The 13,840-nt window shown below is 73.3% G+C and carries 11 protein-coding genes; 5 read left to right on the top strand and 6 right to left on the bottom strand.

Annotation, left to right across the window (positions count from 1 at the left end; translation table 11 throughout):
• Positions 1-114: 114 nt before the first annotated feature.
• Genes murQ through M3148_RS09470 form a run of 5 tightly spaced genes read left to right on the top strand, consistent with a single transcriptional unit; the run spans position 115 to position 5,191 of the window.
• Positions 115-1,071, top strand: a complete 957-nt coding sequence (murQ, locus tag M3148_RS09490) for an N-acetylmuramic acid 6-phosphate etherase (protein WP_251304440.1) — start codon at positions 115-117, stop codon at positions 1,069-1,071.
• Positions 1,071-2,390, top strand: coding sequence for an ABC transporter substrate-binding protein (locus tag M3148_RS09485; protein ID WP_251304439.1), 1,320 nt, complete (start codon positions 1,071-1,073; stop codon positions 2,388-2,390). The genes murQ and M3148_RS09485 overlap by 1 nt, the downstream gene beginning before the upstream one ends.
• A complete protein-coding gene (locus tag M3148_RS09480; RefSeq protein WP_251304438.1) occupies positions 2,387-3,361 on the top strand; it encodes a carbohydrate ABC transporter permease in 975 nt (324 codons plus the stop codon). The genes M3148_RS09485 and M3148_RS09480 overlap by 4 nt, the downstream gene beginning before the upstream one ends.
• Entirely contained in the window at positions 3,358-4,263 is a 906-nt protein-coding gene (locus M3148_RS09475) for a carbohydrate ABC transporter permease (protein ID WP_251304436.1), read from the top strand. Before M3148_RS09480 ends, M3148_RS09475 begins: the two co-directional genes overlap by 4 nt.
• A gap of 4 nt (positions 4,264-4,267) precedes the next feature.
• A complete protein-coding gene (locus tag M3148_RS09470; protein WP_251304435.1) occupies positions 4,268-5,191 on the top strand; it encodes an N-acetylglucosamine kinase in 924 nt (307 codons plus the stop codon).
• A 133-nt stretch (positions 5,192-5,324) separates the two neighbouring features.
• On the opposite strand, the gene M3148_RS09465 is transcribed toward M3148_RS09470, so the two are convergent.
• The 6 genes from M3148_RS09465 to M3148_RS09440 form a co-directional block, all read right to left on the bottom strand.
• Positions 5,325-6,158, bottom strand: a complete 834-nt coding sequence (locus M3148_RS09465) for a siderophore-interacting protein (RefSeq protein ID WP_251304434.1) — start codon at positions 6,156-6,158, stop codon at positions 5,325-5,327.
• A 71-nt stretch (positions 6,159-6,229) separates the two neighbouring features.
• Complete coding sequence (locus M3148_RS09460) at positions 6,230-6,970, bottom strand: anti-sigma factor (RefSeq protein ID WP_251304433.1); 741 nt, start codon at positions 6,968-6,970, stop codon at positions 6,230-6,232.
• Positions 6,963-7,562 carry an ECF RNA polymerase sigma factor SigK gene (gene sigK, locus M3148_RS09455; protein WP_251304431.1) on the bottom strand — a complete coding sequence of 200 codons (600 nt, stop codon included), beginning with the start codon at positions 7,560-7,562 and terminating at the stop codon, positions 6,963-6,965. The genes M3148_RS09460 and sigK overlap by 8 nt, the downstream gene beginning before the upstream one ends.
• A gap of 67 nt (positions 7,563-7,629) precedes the next feature.
• On the bottom strand, positions 7,630-8,949 hold the full coding sequence (locus M3148_RS09450) for a hypothetical protein (protein ID WP_251304430.1): 1,320 nt from the start codon (positions 8,947-8,949) through the stop codon (positions 7,630-7,632).
• 81 nt (positions 8,950-9,030) lie between these two features.
• Positions 9,031-12,039 (bottom strand): FAD-binding and (Fe-S)-binding domain-containing protein, encoded by a 3,009-nt coding sequence (locus M3148_RS09445; RefSeq protein ID WP_251304429.1) that lies wholly within the window; start codon positions 12,037-12,039, stop codon positions 9,031-9,033.
• Positions 12,026-13,645: an exo-beta-N-acetylmuramidase NamZ family protein gene (locus M3148_RS09440; RefSeq protein WP_251304428.1), complete on the bottom strand. Its 1,620-nt coding sequence runs from the start codon at positions 13,643-13,645 to the stop codon at positions 12,026-12,028. The genes M3148_RS09445 and M3148_RS09440 overlap by 14 nt, the downstream gene beginning before the upstream one ends.
• Positions 13,646-13,840: the final 195 nt, after the last annotated feature.

Here is a 13,840-nt window from a genome sequence, read left to right as displayed (position 1 = left end):
CGTAAATCGTACTAGGGCGTAACTCCTTGACATCCCCCCGAGGAGGCGGCATCGTCCTCGGGAGCAAGACTGTCACGGGCCCAGCGCCGGGAGCACCACCGAACAGGAGTCGCGATGTCGCCAGGAGAGGGCACCCGCTGGGGTGTCACCGTCGACTCGCCCACCGAGGAGCGCAACCCCCGCACCGTCGACCTCGACGTCGTCGGCACCCTCGAGCTGCTCACCCTCATCAACACCGAGGACCAGCTCGTCCCCGACGCCGTCGCCGCCGCACTTCCCGAGCTCGCGCGCCTCGTCGACGGCGCCGCCGAGCGGGTCCGCGCCGGTGGCACCGTCCACTACGTCGGTGCCGGCACGAGCGGGCGCCTGGGGGTCATCGACGCCGCCGAGCTGCTGCCGACCTTCCGGCTCGAGGAGGGCGTCGTCACCGCCCACCTCGCCGGCGGACCGCCCGCCATCGTGCGTGCCGCCGAGAACGTCGAGGACGACCGCACCGCGGGGGCCGACTCCGTCGCCGACGTGCGCGAGGACGACGTCGTCGTCGGCCTCGCGGCGTCCGGGCGCACCCCGTACGTGGCCGGCGCGCTCGCCCACGCCCGCGAGCGCGGCGCCCTCACCGCCCTCGTCACCTCCAACCCGCGCGCGGTCCTGCTCGACGACGTCGACGTCGCGATCGTCCTCGAGACCGGCCCCGAGGCGCTGACCGGCTCCACCCGGATGAAGTCGGCCACCGCGCAGAAGCTCGTCCTGCACAGCTTCTCGACCGCGCTCATGGTCCGGCTCGGGCGCACCTGGTCCAACCTCATGGTCTCGATGGTCGCGACCAACGAGAAGCTCCGGGCCCGGACCGTCACGATCCTCACCCAGGCCACCGGCCTGGAGCGCCCCGTCTGCGAGGCCGCGCTCGAGGAGGCGGGCGGCGACCTCAAGGTCGCGCTCGTCATGGCCCTCGCCGGGACCGACCCCTCTGCCGCCCGCACCGCGCTCACCGCCGCCGACGGCGTCGTCCGCACGGCCGTGCAGTACCTGTCCGCACCGACCCCCAGCAGCCCGTCACGAAGGGAACCATGATGCAACGCCGCATTTTCGCCGCGACAGCGGTCTCCAGCCTCCTCCTCCTCGCCGCGTGCGCGCCGTCGTCGGACGCCCCCGACCCCGACGACCAGGACGCCGGCTCCGAGCAGACGGCCGACGGCGGGGAGTGCGCCGAGGACGTCAGCCTGCGCGTGTGGTCCTGGCGCACCGAGGACGCCGACGCCTACAAGACGATCTTCGACGTCTTCGAGGAGGAGAACCCCTGCATCACCGTCGACTTCCAGGCCTTTGTCAACACCGAGTACAACCAGATCCTGCAGACGGGCCTCACCGGCAGCGACGGCCCCGACGTCGCGCAGGTGCGCAGCTACGGGCTGCTCCAGCCGCTCGTCGAGGGCGGCAACCTCGTGGCGCTGGACGACATCGTCCCCGAGGTGAGCGAGTTCGACGAGACGATCCTCGCCGGCGCCCTCGGCCGCGAGGACGGGCAGACCTACGGCGTGCCCTTCGCCTCCCAGACCCTGCAGATGTACTACAACACCGCAATCTTCGAGGAGCACGGCCTCGAGGAGCCGACGACGTGGGAGGAGTTCGTCGAGGTCAACGAGACTCTCGCTGAGGCCGGTGTCACCCCGATGTCCGTCGGCGGCCTGGACGCGTGGATGATGCCGATCGTCCACGACATCCTCGGCTCGGCCCAGTACGGAGGCTCGGAGTTCGAGGCGGCCGTCCTCGCCGGGGACACCGACCTCACCGACCAGGCCTACGTCGACTCCCTGCAGACGGTCGTCGACGTCCAGGAGTACATGCCGGAGAACGTCGTCGGCGTCAGCTACACCGAGTCCCAGGTGCTCTTCACGACCGAGCAGGCCGCGATGTTCCCCGGCGGCTCCTTCGAGCTCGCCTTCTTCCAGGCCGAGAACCCCGAGATGGAGCTCGGCGTCTTCCAGGTGCCGCCGCCGCCGAACTCGGCCCTCGACCACCCCGTCACCCCGGCCTACGCCGACGGCAACTGGGGCCTGAGCGCCAACAGCACCCACCCGGAGGAGGCCGAGACGCTCATCAAGTGGCTCGCCACCCAGGAGTTCGGGCAGATGGTCGCCAACGACCTCAAGCAGTTCTCCCCCGTCCCTGGCGTCACCTTCGAGGACCCGCTCATGCAGGAGATGTGGGACCTCTACCAGGAGAACCCCGCCCCCTACCTGCAGCTCGTCAACTTCCGCTACGGCGACCCGAGCGGCACCGACCTCCTCGGCGCGGGCGTCCAGGAGCTCTTCCTCGGCGACAAGGACCCGGCGCAGGTCGCGCAGGACGTCAACGACGGCCTCGCAGAGTGGTTCACCCCGGGCCAGTGACGACCACCCCCGCACAGACGGCTGCCGTGGAGCCGGGGCAGCGCCGTCGTCGTCGGCTGACGACGGCGGCGCTGCCCACCCGGGTCGCGCTCCTGTTCATCGCCCCCGCGGCGGTGCTGTTCGCCATCTTCGTGCTCTACCCGATGGTCACCGCGGTGACCTACTCGATGTACTCGTGGCGCGGCACCAGCCAGGAGGACTTCGTGGGGCTGGCGAACTTCGTCAACCTCTTCAGCGCCGAGCCCTACCGCTCCACGCTGCCGCGGGCCTTCGGGCACAACCTCCTGCTGTTCCTCGGCGCGATGGTGGTCCAGAACTCGGTGGGCCTGCTCTTCGCCGTCATCCTGCACCGCCGCGCCCGCTTCCGGCGCTTCTTCCAGGTGCTGTTCACGATGCCCTACCTCGTCAGCCCGCTCGTCGTCGGCTACCTGTGGTCACTGCTGCTCTCCCCGCTGTTCGGTCCGGTCAACGCCGCCCTCAAGGCGGTGGGCCTGGACTCCCTCGCACTGCCGTGGCTCGGGACGCCGGGTACTGCCCTGTGGGTGGTCGTCCTCGTCACCGCGTGGCAGTGGGTGGGCTTCCCGCTCCTCCTCTACGGGGCGGCCCTCGGCGGGCTCGCGCCCGAGTTGGACGAGGCGGCCGAGCTCGACGGCGCGTCCGGGCCGCAGCGCTTCTTCGCGATCACGCTGCCGCTCATGACACCGGTCATCGGCACGGTCAGCGTGCTCACCTTCATCTTCTCCATGGAGGCCTTCCCGATCCCCTACGCCCTCGGCGGGTCCACCGGCGCGCCGGCGGGGGCGACCGACGTCCTGTCGCTCGTCTTCTACCGGACCGCCTTCGAGTCCGGCTCGTCCAACGCCATCGGCACGTCCTCGGCGATCGCGATCCTGCTCTTCCTGTTCATCTTCGTGCTCTCGACGGTCTTCACCCGATGGTTCCGTCGCACCGAGAGGAGGCTGGGCCAGTGACCACCGCCCCCGCGACGCGCCGTCCGGGCGGCCTGCCGCCCGTCGTCACCGACCCCACCGAGCGTCCGCGCCGCGGGCGCCGGGACCGGGGTTGGGCCGCGGCGATGACGACGACGGCGCTGTGGCTCTACGCCGCCGTCGCCGTCGTGCCGCTGCTCATCATGCTGCTGAACTCGCTGCGGACGAACCGGGAGCTGGCCACCCAGCCCCTCGGCCTGCCGCTGCAGCCGGACTTCACGAGCTACCAGCGGGCGTGGATCGAGGCGTCGTTCTCGACGTACTTCCTCAACTCGATCGTCGTCACCGTCTCCTCGGTGCTCATCGCGACGGCGGTGTCGCTGCTCGCCGCCTACGCGCTGGCCCGCGCCAAGGGGAGGCTCATGTCGGTCATCGAGGCGGTCTTCGTCTCGGGCCTCATGATGCCGGTCTTCCTCATGATCGTGCCGATCTTCTACCTGCTCGACTCCTTCGGGCTCGTCTCGACGCGGATCGGCCTCGTCATGGTCTACGCGGCGGTGAGCGTGCCGTTCTCGATCTTCGTGCTCACCACCTTCTTCCGCCAGCTTCCCGGGGAGCTGGAGGAGGCGGCACGGCTCGACGGCGCCGGGCCGCTGCGGATGTTCTGGAGCGTCATGGCCCCGCTCGTGCGGCCGGCGATCGCCACGGTGGTCGTCTTCCGCTTCGTGCCGATCTGGAACGACTTCTTCTACCCGCTCATCCTCATCCGCAACCAGGACAAGTACACGCTGCCGGTGGGGCTGACGAGCTTCTTCGGGGAGTACCAGACCGACTGGTCCACGCTCTTCGCCGGGCTCGTCATCGCCACCGTGCCGCTCATCTTCCTCTTCCTCGTCGCGACTCGGCAGATCATCGCCGGCCTCACGGCGGGGATGGGAAAGTAGCGGCGTGAGCACGATCCTCGCCGTCGACCTCGGCGGCTCCGGCTCCCGCGCGCGCCTGGCCGGTCCGGGTGGCGCGCGGGAGGCGAGCGGCGAGCGCCTGCGGGTGAGCGCGGGAGGGCTCGTCGCGGCGCCGCTCGTCACCGCGCTCGTCGAGGCGCTGGGCGTGCGCGCCGGGGACGTCGACGCCGTGTGCGTGGGCTCCAGCGGGATCCTCACCCTCTCCGACGGGCCGCAGGTGGTGCTCGACGCCGTCCGCGCCGCCGTCGGCGACGTGCGCACCGTCGTCGCCTCCGACGCCGTCACCTCCGCCGTCGGGGCGCTCGGCGGCCGGCCGGGCGCCGTCGTCCTCACCGGCACCGGCTCGACGGCGCTGGGCACCGACCTCGCCGACTGCTGGCGCAAGGTCGACGGCTGGGGCCACGTCCTCGGTGACGCCGGCTCCGGCTCGTGGATCGGTATGCGGGCGCTGCAAGCCGCGCTCGAGCAGCACGACGGGCGCCGGTCCGACGCCGCCGCGCTCCTCGCCGCCACCGTCTCCCGGCTCGGGGGGCCCGAGTCGTGGCCGCGGCAGATCTACACGCGTGAGGACCGGGCCGGGGTGCTCGCCTCCGTCGTGCCCGACGTCGTCGCCCTCGCCGCGGACGACGACGGCATGTGCCGCGCGCTGCTCCGGCTCGCCGGCCGCGAGCTCGCCCGCAGCCTCGTCGCTGCCATCCGCCCGCCGGTGCCGCCGCTCGCCTCGTGGACCGGGGGGATCTTCGGGGCGGCCGTGGTGCTCGAGGCGATGCGCGAGGAGCTGGCGGCGCAGCGTCCCGACGTCGTCCTCGAACCGCCGCGCGGCACGTCGCTCGACGGGGCCGAGACGCTCGCCCGCCGCGCGCTCGCCGGCGGCCTACAGTCTGCCGAGCCGCTCCTCACCCTGCACTGAGCCGGGGCGGGGGCCGCAGGGGGTGCTGAGCGCGGGACGTTAGATTGATCCACCAGGCGGATCAATCTAACGTCTCGGCACCATGCCACCCCGTGACCGTCGCCGCTCGCCTGGCAGGAGCCGGGAGTAGGCGTCAGTCGGTGAAGATCTGGCCCACCGGTTCGCGCTTCTCGGCCTGGAACTTGTCCTCAGTGCGGCCGTAGGCCCAGTACCCGGAGATCGAGACCTGCGAGCGCTCGAGCTCCCGGTGAGAGAAGAGGACGTCGCGCAGTGCCTTGACCGCCTCGCGCTCGCCGTGGGCAAAGGCGCAGACCCGGCCCTCGCGCCAGGGCAGGGTGGCGGCGGCGTCGGCGAGGAGCGTCGTCGTGCCGGCCGGGGCGCTGCCGCGGTGCAGCCAGCGCACCTCGACGCCCGCGGGAGCGCGCAGGGGCAGCTCGTCCTGCGGCCCGCCGACCTCGATGAGCGCGGTACCCACCGACTCCGCGGGCAGCACCTCGAGGGAGGCGGCGATCGCGGGGAGGGAGGACTCGTCGCCCAGGAACAGGTGCCAGTCCGCCGTCGGGTCGGGGGTGAAGGCACCCCCGGGCCCGGAGAGGACCACGCGCTCACCCGGCTGGACCCGCTCGGCCCACGGGCCGGCCAGGCCCTCCGCGCCGTGGACGACGAAGTCGATCGCCAGCCACTGCTCCGCGGCGTTGACCTCGCGCACGGTGTACGTACGGGTGACCGGTAAGTCCTGCGGTGCGAGGTGCTCGCGCAGGGCGGCGACGTCGTAGGGCGGCTCGAGGCCGAGCTCGGGCTTGACGAAGAAGATCTTGACGTAGCTGTCGGCGAACTCGCTGGCCTCGAAGGCGGCGAAGTTCGGGCCACCGATGTGCAGCCGGACCATGTGCGGGGTGAGTTGCTCGCGGCGGATCACCTCGAGCACGGTCTGGGGCTTCCGGCGGCGGACAGGACGGTCGGTCACAGGTCTCCTCTGAGGCGTCAGTGCGGCTCAATCACTGTACGCGACGTCTCTGCGGCGCCCCGCGGGCCGACTCAGCCGGACGCTGCGAGCGCGACCACGGGGTCGCTCGTGGGCTGGGTCGACCCGCCCATCGGCTCGACCGTCATCGCGATCGTCGCCCCGTCCGGGAGGTCGGCGAGCTCGGCGTCGGCGTGACCCGAGGCCACGGTGAGCACCCCGGCGGAGCGTGCCCCGCCGTCGTCGACGACCCACAGCTGGTAGACCTCCTCGCTCGTGAGCGGGGGCAGGTCGCGGGCGGAGAACACCGAGGTGTCGGAGCCGACGACGGCGACGGCCCGCCCACCCCCGGCGACGTCCGCGGCAAGGAGCTGGGCCCCCGGTTCTGCGAGCGCCTCGGCCACGGTCGTCAGTTGCTCCTCGGCCTGCGTGGCGCGCTCGTACTGCTGGACCGCGATGACGCCGGGCACCGCTGCCGCCGCGAGCACCACCGCTGCGACGAGCCACCGGTCGCGGCGTCGCGCACGGACGCGCGCGAGGTCGACGACGACGCCGTCGTCCTCGGCGTCGGTCCCGGTCCCGGTCCCGTCCTGAGGGGTGCGGGCCACGCGGTCGAGGACGTCGGCCCGGAGGGCGGCGGGTGGGGTCTCGCTCATGCCCACCGCGAGGAGGGCAGCGACCTCGCGGAGCGTGTGCGCCTCCTGGGCGAGCGCCGGGTCCGCGGCCACGGCACGGTCGACGGCGGCGGCCTCCTCGGGGGTGACCGCGTCCAGCGCCCACGCGGGCAGCAGCTCCCGCAGCTCGTCCTCACGCATGGTCGTCCACCCCCAGGCAGAGGCGGAGCCGGGTCAGGCCGTCGCGGATCCGCGACTTCACGGTGGGGAGCGCGACGCTGAGGTCCTCGGCCACCTCACGGTACGTGCGTCCCCGGTAGAACGCGCGGACGACGGCGTCACGCTGGAGGTCGCTGAGGCTCTCGAGGCACTCGCGCACCCGGGTCTGCTCCACGTCACGCTCCACGCTCTCCTGGACGTCGTCGAAGGGGGGTGAGTACTCGCGCTGGGCGGCGAGGTCGTCGCGGGTTCGCTGGGCCTGCACGGCCCGCACGCGGTCGACGGCGCGGCGGTGGCCGATGGTCGTCACCCAGGCCCGGGCACTGCCGCGCGCCGGGTCGAAGCGGGTGGCAGTGCGCCACACCTCGACCATGACCTCCTGGGTGACCTCGGCCGCGAGGTCCGGGTCGCGCAGGACGCGCCGGGCGGTGCCGTAGACGGCCGGGGCGGTCGCGTCGTACACGAGGGTGAAGGCCTCCCTGTTCCCGACCGCGACCCGTGCCATGAGCGCGGCGAGGTCCGGGGTGCCCGGCGAGGCCGGCGTGCCGGCACGTCCGGGACCGAGGGCGCTCATCGGGCAAGTGTGCCCGACGGCGGGCCCGGACGGCGGGCGGGAGGACCGCCCGCCGCCCGGAAGACCGTCAGGAGCCCTGGACGAGTGCGGCGTTGAGCGAGTCGATCGCGCCGGCGAGGGTCTGGACGTGCATGGCCAGGCCCTCGGCGACGGCGTCGGCGGGCAGCTCGCCTCCGGAGATCTCCTCGAAGAAGGCACCGGCCTCGCCGCGGTAGGAGTCGAGCTCGGTGAGGGCCATGTCCGCGGCCTCCTCGTCACCGGTCGAGATGGCGACGGCGTAGTCGACGAAGTAGCCGATGTGCTCGCGCCACAGGCCGAGGAACGCCTCGCCCTGCTCCGGGCCGGCCAGCGAGCCGACGGCGTCGGCGAGCGCGACGGTGTTGGCGTCGAGCACCTCGGCGGCGGCCGTGAAGGCCTCCGACTCGGTCCCGCCCTCGGTGGTGTAGGCGGTGAAGACGGCGACGCCGGCAAGGTAGACGTGCTCCTGGAGCAGCGCGGTGAGGTCCGCGCGGAGGGTCGAGGCCTCGTCCGCGGGGTCACCGGACATCTCGGTCGCCGTGGCGAGGCCGCCGGAGATGACCGCGGCCGCCTCGGTGACGTGCCCGGCGGCCTCGCGCAGCGAGGCGTACGCCTCGGGGCTGCCCGCGGCGAGGTCGTCGATGGCGGCGCCGAGCGTCGACACGTGCATCTCGAGCGAGGCGGCGATGTCCGCGGCGGGAAGCTCACCGCCGCTCACCTCCTCGAAGAAGGCGCCGGCATCCTGCGTGTAGGCCTGCAGGTCCTCGAGCGCGGCCTCCTTGCCGGCGTCGTCACCCTCCGCGGCGGCGGCCGCGTAGTCGACGAAGTAGCCGATGTGCTCACGCCACAGGGCGAGGAAGGCCTCGCCCTGCTCGTCACCGGCGAGGGAGCCGACGGCGTCGGCGAGCGCGACGGAGTTGACGTCGAGCGTCGCCGCGGCTGCCTCGAACTCCGGGGAGTCCAGCCCGGCCGTGTAACCCGTCGCCACGGTCATCCCGGCGAGGTAGACGTGCTCCTGCAGCAGAGAGGTCATCATGGCCCGCAGCGCGGCGGCGTCGGAGTCCACCTCCCCCGGGATGTCGAGCGCGGCAACGAAGCCGGCCGCGAGCGTCGCGGCGGTCTCGGGCATGTGCTGCGCGGCCGTGCGGGCGTCGGCGAAGGGGTCGCCGGTGCCCATGGGCATGACGGCGCTCATGTCGCCGCCCTCCATGGCGTCGGTCTCCTCCGGCGCCATCGTCGTCGTCTCCTGCTGGGTGGGCGTGCTGCCGGTGTCCTCGTCGGTGCCGGCGCCGCAAGCCGTCAGGCTCAGGGTCAGCGCGAGCGCCGCTGCGACGGCGGCCGAGGTACGGGTGGGGCGGAGCGTGCTCATGTTATTCCTCCAGGGTGGTCCTGCGCTGTCACCTGGGGTTCGGAGCACACGGGCACCCGGATGGGTCGGACCTTCGCGGCGCTAGCGCGTGGCCTCCTCGAGCAGCTCCAGCACGTGCCGGTAGGGGCGCCCCGTCGCGGCGCTCATTCCCATCTCGCAGGTGCGGTTGCACGAGGCGTAGGCGTCGAAGCGTCCCTCCTCACGCTCGACGGCGGCCAGCTCGGCCGCCTCCCGCTCGGTCGCACCGGCCGGCAGCTCCGGGTGGAGCATCCCGCGGTCCCCCGCCGTACCGCAACAGCCCCACTCGACCGGGACCGTCACCTCGCGGGCCACGGAAGCGGCCACGGCGGTGAGGTCCTCGACCGCGCCGAGGTGGACCGAGGAGCAGGTGGGGTGGACGGCGAGCCGGTCGAGCAGGCCGGCCTCGGGGACCTCGAGCCGGCCGAGCAGGTGCTCGCGGGTGAAGGTGACGGCGTCGACGACGCGGACCTGAGCCCACCGCTCGGCCGCGACGCCGGTGAGCCGAGCGCCGATCGAGCCCAGCCCGTGGGTGCAGCTGGTCGCGTCGCACACAAGGGGCAGGTGGCCACCGCCAGTCAGCGACCACACGGACTCCGCGACCCGGTGCGCCATCACGGCCGCGCCGTCGACCAGGCCCTTGGACTCCCAGACGGTGCCGCAGCACAGGCCGTCGATGCCGTCGGGAACGGCCAGGCGCACGCCGGCCCGCAGGCAGAGGGCCACGAACGCGGCCGATACCCCCGGCCCGCCGCCCTCCGCCGCGAAGAGCGAGCCGATGCAGGCAGGGAAGAAGACCGCGTCGTGCCGCGCCGGTAACCACTCAGCGCTCAGCGAGGGGGTGGGGCCAAGCGAGGGGGTGGGGGCCGGCGAGGTGGGGGCCGGCGAGGGGGTGGGGCTGGGGGCGCTGGGAGGGACGGGGAGGAGGCTGCGGGGGCGGCCGGGGCCGGGGAGGTGCTCGTCGACCTGCGGGAGGAGATCGCGCCCACCCCGACCGACGACGGCGCGGGCGGCGCGCGTCGCCGTCCCCAGGGCCGGCCCGGGCACGTGGTCGGCGACTGCGAGCGCCCCGCGGAGTGCCGCAGTCGCCGGCTCCCACGCCTGCGCGAGCCGGCGTCCGACCGCCTGGGCGACCGGCCCGTTGGCCGCGGCCCGCCGCTGCTTCATCACAGCGCCGGTGTCGATGTCGACGGGGCAGGCCACCCGGCACAGCGAGTCGGCCGCGCAGGTCTGGACCGCGGCGTAGTCGTAGTCGCGCTCGAGCTCCGCGCGCCGTTCGGGGCCGGAGTCGGCGGCCTCGCGGAGCAGCGCGATGCGCTGGCGCGGTGTCGTCGTCGTGTGCCGGGACGGGCAGGCGGGCTCGCAGAAGCCGCACTCGACGCAGCGGTCGAGCTCGGGGTGCACCTGCGGGTACTGCTTGAGGTCGCGCAGGTGGATGGTCGGGTCCTCGCTGATGACGACGCCGGGCGCGAGGACGCCGCGCGGGTCGCACAGCCGCTTGATCTCCCGCATCACCTCGTACAGCTCGTCCCCGTACTGGCGGCGCACGAAGGGCGCCATCATCCGGCCGGTGCCGTGCTCCGCCTTGAGCGAGCCGCCGGCGTCGAGGACGAGGCCGGCGAGCTCCTCACTGAAGGCGGCGAAGGCGTCCCGCGCGCGGGGGTCGCCGAGGTCGGGGCTGATCATGAAGTGGAGGTTGGCGTCCTTGGCGTGGCCGAAGGTCACCGCGTCGGCGTAGCCGTACCGGGCGAGCAGCCCCTCGAGCGAGCGCACGGTCCCCGACAGCGCCGGCCCGGGCACGACGACGTCCTCGAGCATCGCCGTCGTCCCCGTGGGACGCGCCCCGGCGACGGCGGCGTACAGGCCCTTGCGCACCTGCCACATTCCCGCCCGCGAGCGCGGCTCGGTGCTCAGTGGCGTGGCCACGACCGGCGCGGTGCCCGCCAGGAGCGGCTCGGCATCGGCGACCATGCCGGCCAGGCCCTCCGGGTCGGCGTGCTGGAGCTCGACGAGCAGCGCGGTGTGCCCGTCCACCACCAGCTCGCGCAGGACCGGGTCGGCGCGCGGGTCGCGCTGGGCCACGCGCAGGGCCGCGGCGTCCATGAGCTCGACGGCCACCGCACCGGTCGCGGCGACGGCCGGCAGCGCGGCAGTCGCCGAGCCGATCGAGTCGAGGACGAGCAGCGCCGTCGCGGCGTACGGGAGCAGCGGGACGGTGCGCAGGGTGACCTCGGCGAGGTAGCCGAGCGTCCCCTCCGAGCCGACGACGAGGTGGGCGAGGATCTCGACGGCGGAGTCGTGGTCCAGCAGCGCGTTGATGCCGTAGCCCATCGTGTTCTTCATCGAGAACTGGTGCTCGATCGCGCGGCGCAGGTCGGGCCGGGAGCGGACGTGTTCCCGCAGGCCCAGCAGGCCCGCGTGGAGGTCGGGCTCACGGGCGGCGAGGAGGGCGTCGGCGTGCGGTGCCGCGGTGTCGACGACCGTGCCGCTGGGCAGCGCGAGGACCATCGAGTCGAGGGTGCGGTAGGCGGTGGCCGCCGTCCCGGACGTCATGCCGGACGCGTTGTTGGCGACGACACCGCCGATCGTGCACGCGATCTCGCTCGCGGGGTCCGGGCCCAGGCGGCGGCCGTACCGGGCGAGGGACCCGTTGACCCGTCGCAGGACAGCACCGGGGCGGCAGCGCACGCGGGCGCCGTCGTCGAGCACCTCGATATCCTGCTGGTGGCGGCGCACGTCGACGAGGACGCCGTCGGTCACCGCCTGGCCGGACAGACTCGTGCCGCCGGCGCGGAAGGTGAGCGGCACGGGGACCGGCGCGCGGCCGGCGGCGGCCATGACCGCCGCGACCTGCTCGACCGAGGTCGCGGTCACGATCGCGCGGGGGCGCAGCAGGTAGTGGGAGGCGTCGTGGGCAAGGCGGGCGCGGTCGGTCTCTCGCGTGCTCAGCCCGCCGGGACGGGCCGCCGCCGCGACGGCGGCGAGATCGGACGGCTCGGCCCGCGGGCCGCGGGCGGGCCCGGCACCCACGTCGAGGTGCCGGGCCCGCCCCCGCCCGTCAGAGGGAGTCACGCAGCGCCACCGCGCGCTCCCGCAGCTCGGCTGCCGCCTCCTCGCCCAGCGTGTCCGGACGCTGGGGGGCGTCCAGGTGCTGGAGGAACCGGTCGAGCGAGTGGCCCGCCTGCCGGGTGCGGCCGGCCTCGAGGTGCCGCTCGGCCTGGTCGAGCGCCGTCGTCAGCTGACGGACGATCGGGCCCGCCACGGTGCCGTCGGCGACGTAGCCCTCGAGGGCGGTCCGCAGCCCGGCGAGGGTCGCGTCCTCATAGAGGCGGTAGTCCTCGGCGACGTCGTCGAAGGCGGCCAGCTCGTCCTGCCAGCCGGCGATGATCTCGTCGGGGTCGACCCCCGCCTCGAGCTGGAGGCGCACGTCCTTGTCACCGGTCAGTCGGTCGATCCAGCAGGTGTCGGCCTCGGTCTCGCACCGCTGGTTGGGATAGATGGTGCCCTCGCGCCAGTCCACGCCCTCGGTGTCGTAGAAGGCCTGGAGCACGTGGAGGCCGGTGCGGACCGGTACGTACGCGGCCGGGTCGGTGATGTGGAGCTGGACGCCACCGGAGAGCCGCCCGGCCTGCTTGCTCGTCGTCGGGTTGGCGAACATCGGGCGGAAGTGGACGCCCTCGAGCCCGCGGGAGTTGAGGTCCTCGGCGAGCGCGTAGGCGCCGAGCTCGTCGATCTCGCCGTGCCCGATCCACAGGAAGGGCGTGGTCGTGCCGCGGCCCTCGGAGGCGTCGAGGGACTCGATGAGGCCGGTACCCGCGTAGGCCCACGCCGTCTCGATCGTCGGGATGTTCGGCGAGGGCAGTACCCACTCCAGCCCGTAGCCGGTGACGAAGTCGTCGGGGTCGTAGCCGGTCATCTCCACGACGTGGAAGTCCTCCACCGGGTGGGGCAGGAACTCGCCGTTGAACAGGGAGGCGAGCTCGCCGACGGTGAGGCCGTGCTGCATGGGGATCTCCCGCAGACCGACGAAGGAGGAGACTGCCGGGTCGAGCACCGGGCCATCCATGCGGTCACCGAGCGGGTTGGGCCGGTCGAGGACGACGAACTCCTTGTCGAGCTCCCCGGCCGCGTCCATCGCGTAGTACATCGTCCAGATGTAGGTGTAGAAGCGGGTGCCGATGTCCTGGATGTCGAAGAGGAGGACGTCGACGTCCTCGAGCATCTCCGCCGTCGGGCGCTGCGTGGCGCCGTAGAGGGACCACACGGTCAGCCCGGTGCGCGGGTCGACGTAGCTCTCGACGCTCGCTCCGGCGGGTGCGCCGCCGAGGATGCCGTGCTCGGGCGCGTAGAGCGCGGTGAGCTCGTAGTTGCCCTCCTCCTCCCCGGCGATGAGGAGGTCCATCGAGTGGGTGAGCTCGGAGTCCACACCTGTGGGGTTGGTGATGAGGCCGACCCGCTTGCCGTCGAGGAGGGCGAGCTCGTCCGGGTCCGACAGCAGCCGCTCGACACCGAGCTCGACCGTCGGGCCCGGCTGGTCGGACGGCTGGGCCTGCGTGGCCGGCGGCGCGGCCGCGGGCTGCGGTGCCGACGTCGCGGCACCGAGTGAGCCGCCCACGAGGGCGACGGCGGCGGCGGCGCCCAGCACCGGGCTCCACTGCCTGAGACGTCGTACGAGCATCACGTGTCCTTTCACGGTGGGTGGCGGGGCGACCGCTCCCTGCTCACGACGCCCCCTCGCCTCGCTTACGGCGGGTCCCCCCACCCGCCTGGAGCCACTGTGGCCCAGCACACCCGCCTGCGTCAAGAACTGCCACACGCGCCGTGTAAGCGTCATCAACTTCCACGCGCGGCGACGGCGGCGATGTCGGCACAG

The sequence above is a fragment of the Georgenia satyanarayanai genome (genome assembly GCF_023715365.1).
Lineage (GTDB): Bacteria > Actinomycetota > Actinomycetes > Actinomycetales > Actinomycetaceae > Oceanitalea > Oceanitalea satyanarayanai_B.
Note: the sequence above shows the minus strand (reverse complement) of the source record. Positions and strands in the feature narration are given on the sequence as shown.

Bases quoted from the DNA above. Each gene is read 5' to 3' on its own strand.
- M3148_RS09440 (WP_251304428.1), bottom strand. From the start codon at position 13,645: ATGCTCGTACGACGTCTCAGGCAGTGGAGCCCGGTGCTGGGCGCCGCC.
- sigK (WP_251304431.1), bottom strand. From the start codon at position 7,562: ATGAGCGCCCTCGGTCCCGGACGTGCCGGCACGCCGGCCTCGCCGGGC.
- M3148_RS09450 (WP_251304430.1), bottom strand. From the start codon at position 8,949: ATGAGCACGCTCCGCCCCACCCGTACCTCGGCCGCCGTCGCAGCGGCG.
- murQ (WP_251304440.1), top strand. From the start codon at position 115: ATGTCGCCAGGAGAGGGCACCCGCTGGGGTGTCACCGTCGACTCGCCC.
- M3148_RS09485 (WP_251304439.1), top strand. From the start codon at position 1,071: ATGCAACGCCGCATTTTCGCCGCGACAGCGGTCTCCAGCCTCCTCCTC.
- M3148_RS09460 (WP_251304433.1), bottom strand. From the start codon at position 6,970: ATGCGTGAGGACGAGCTGCGGGAGCTGCTGCCCGCGTGGGCGCTGGAC.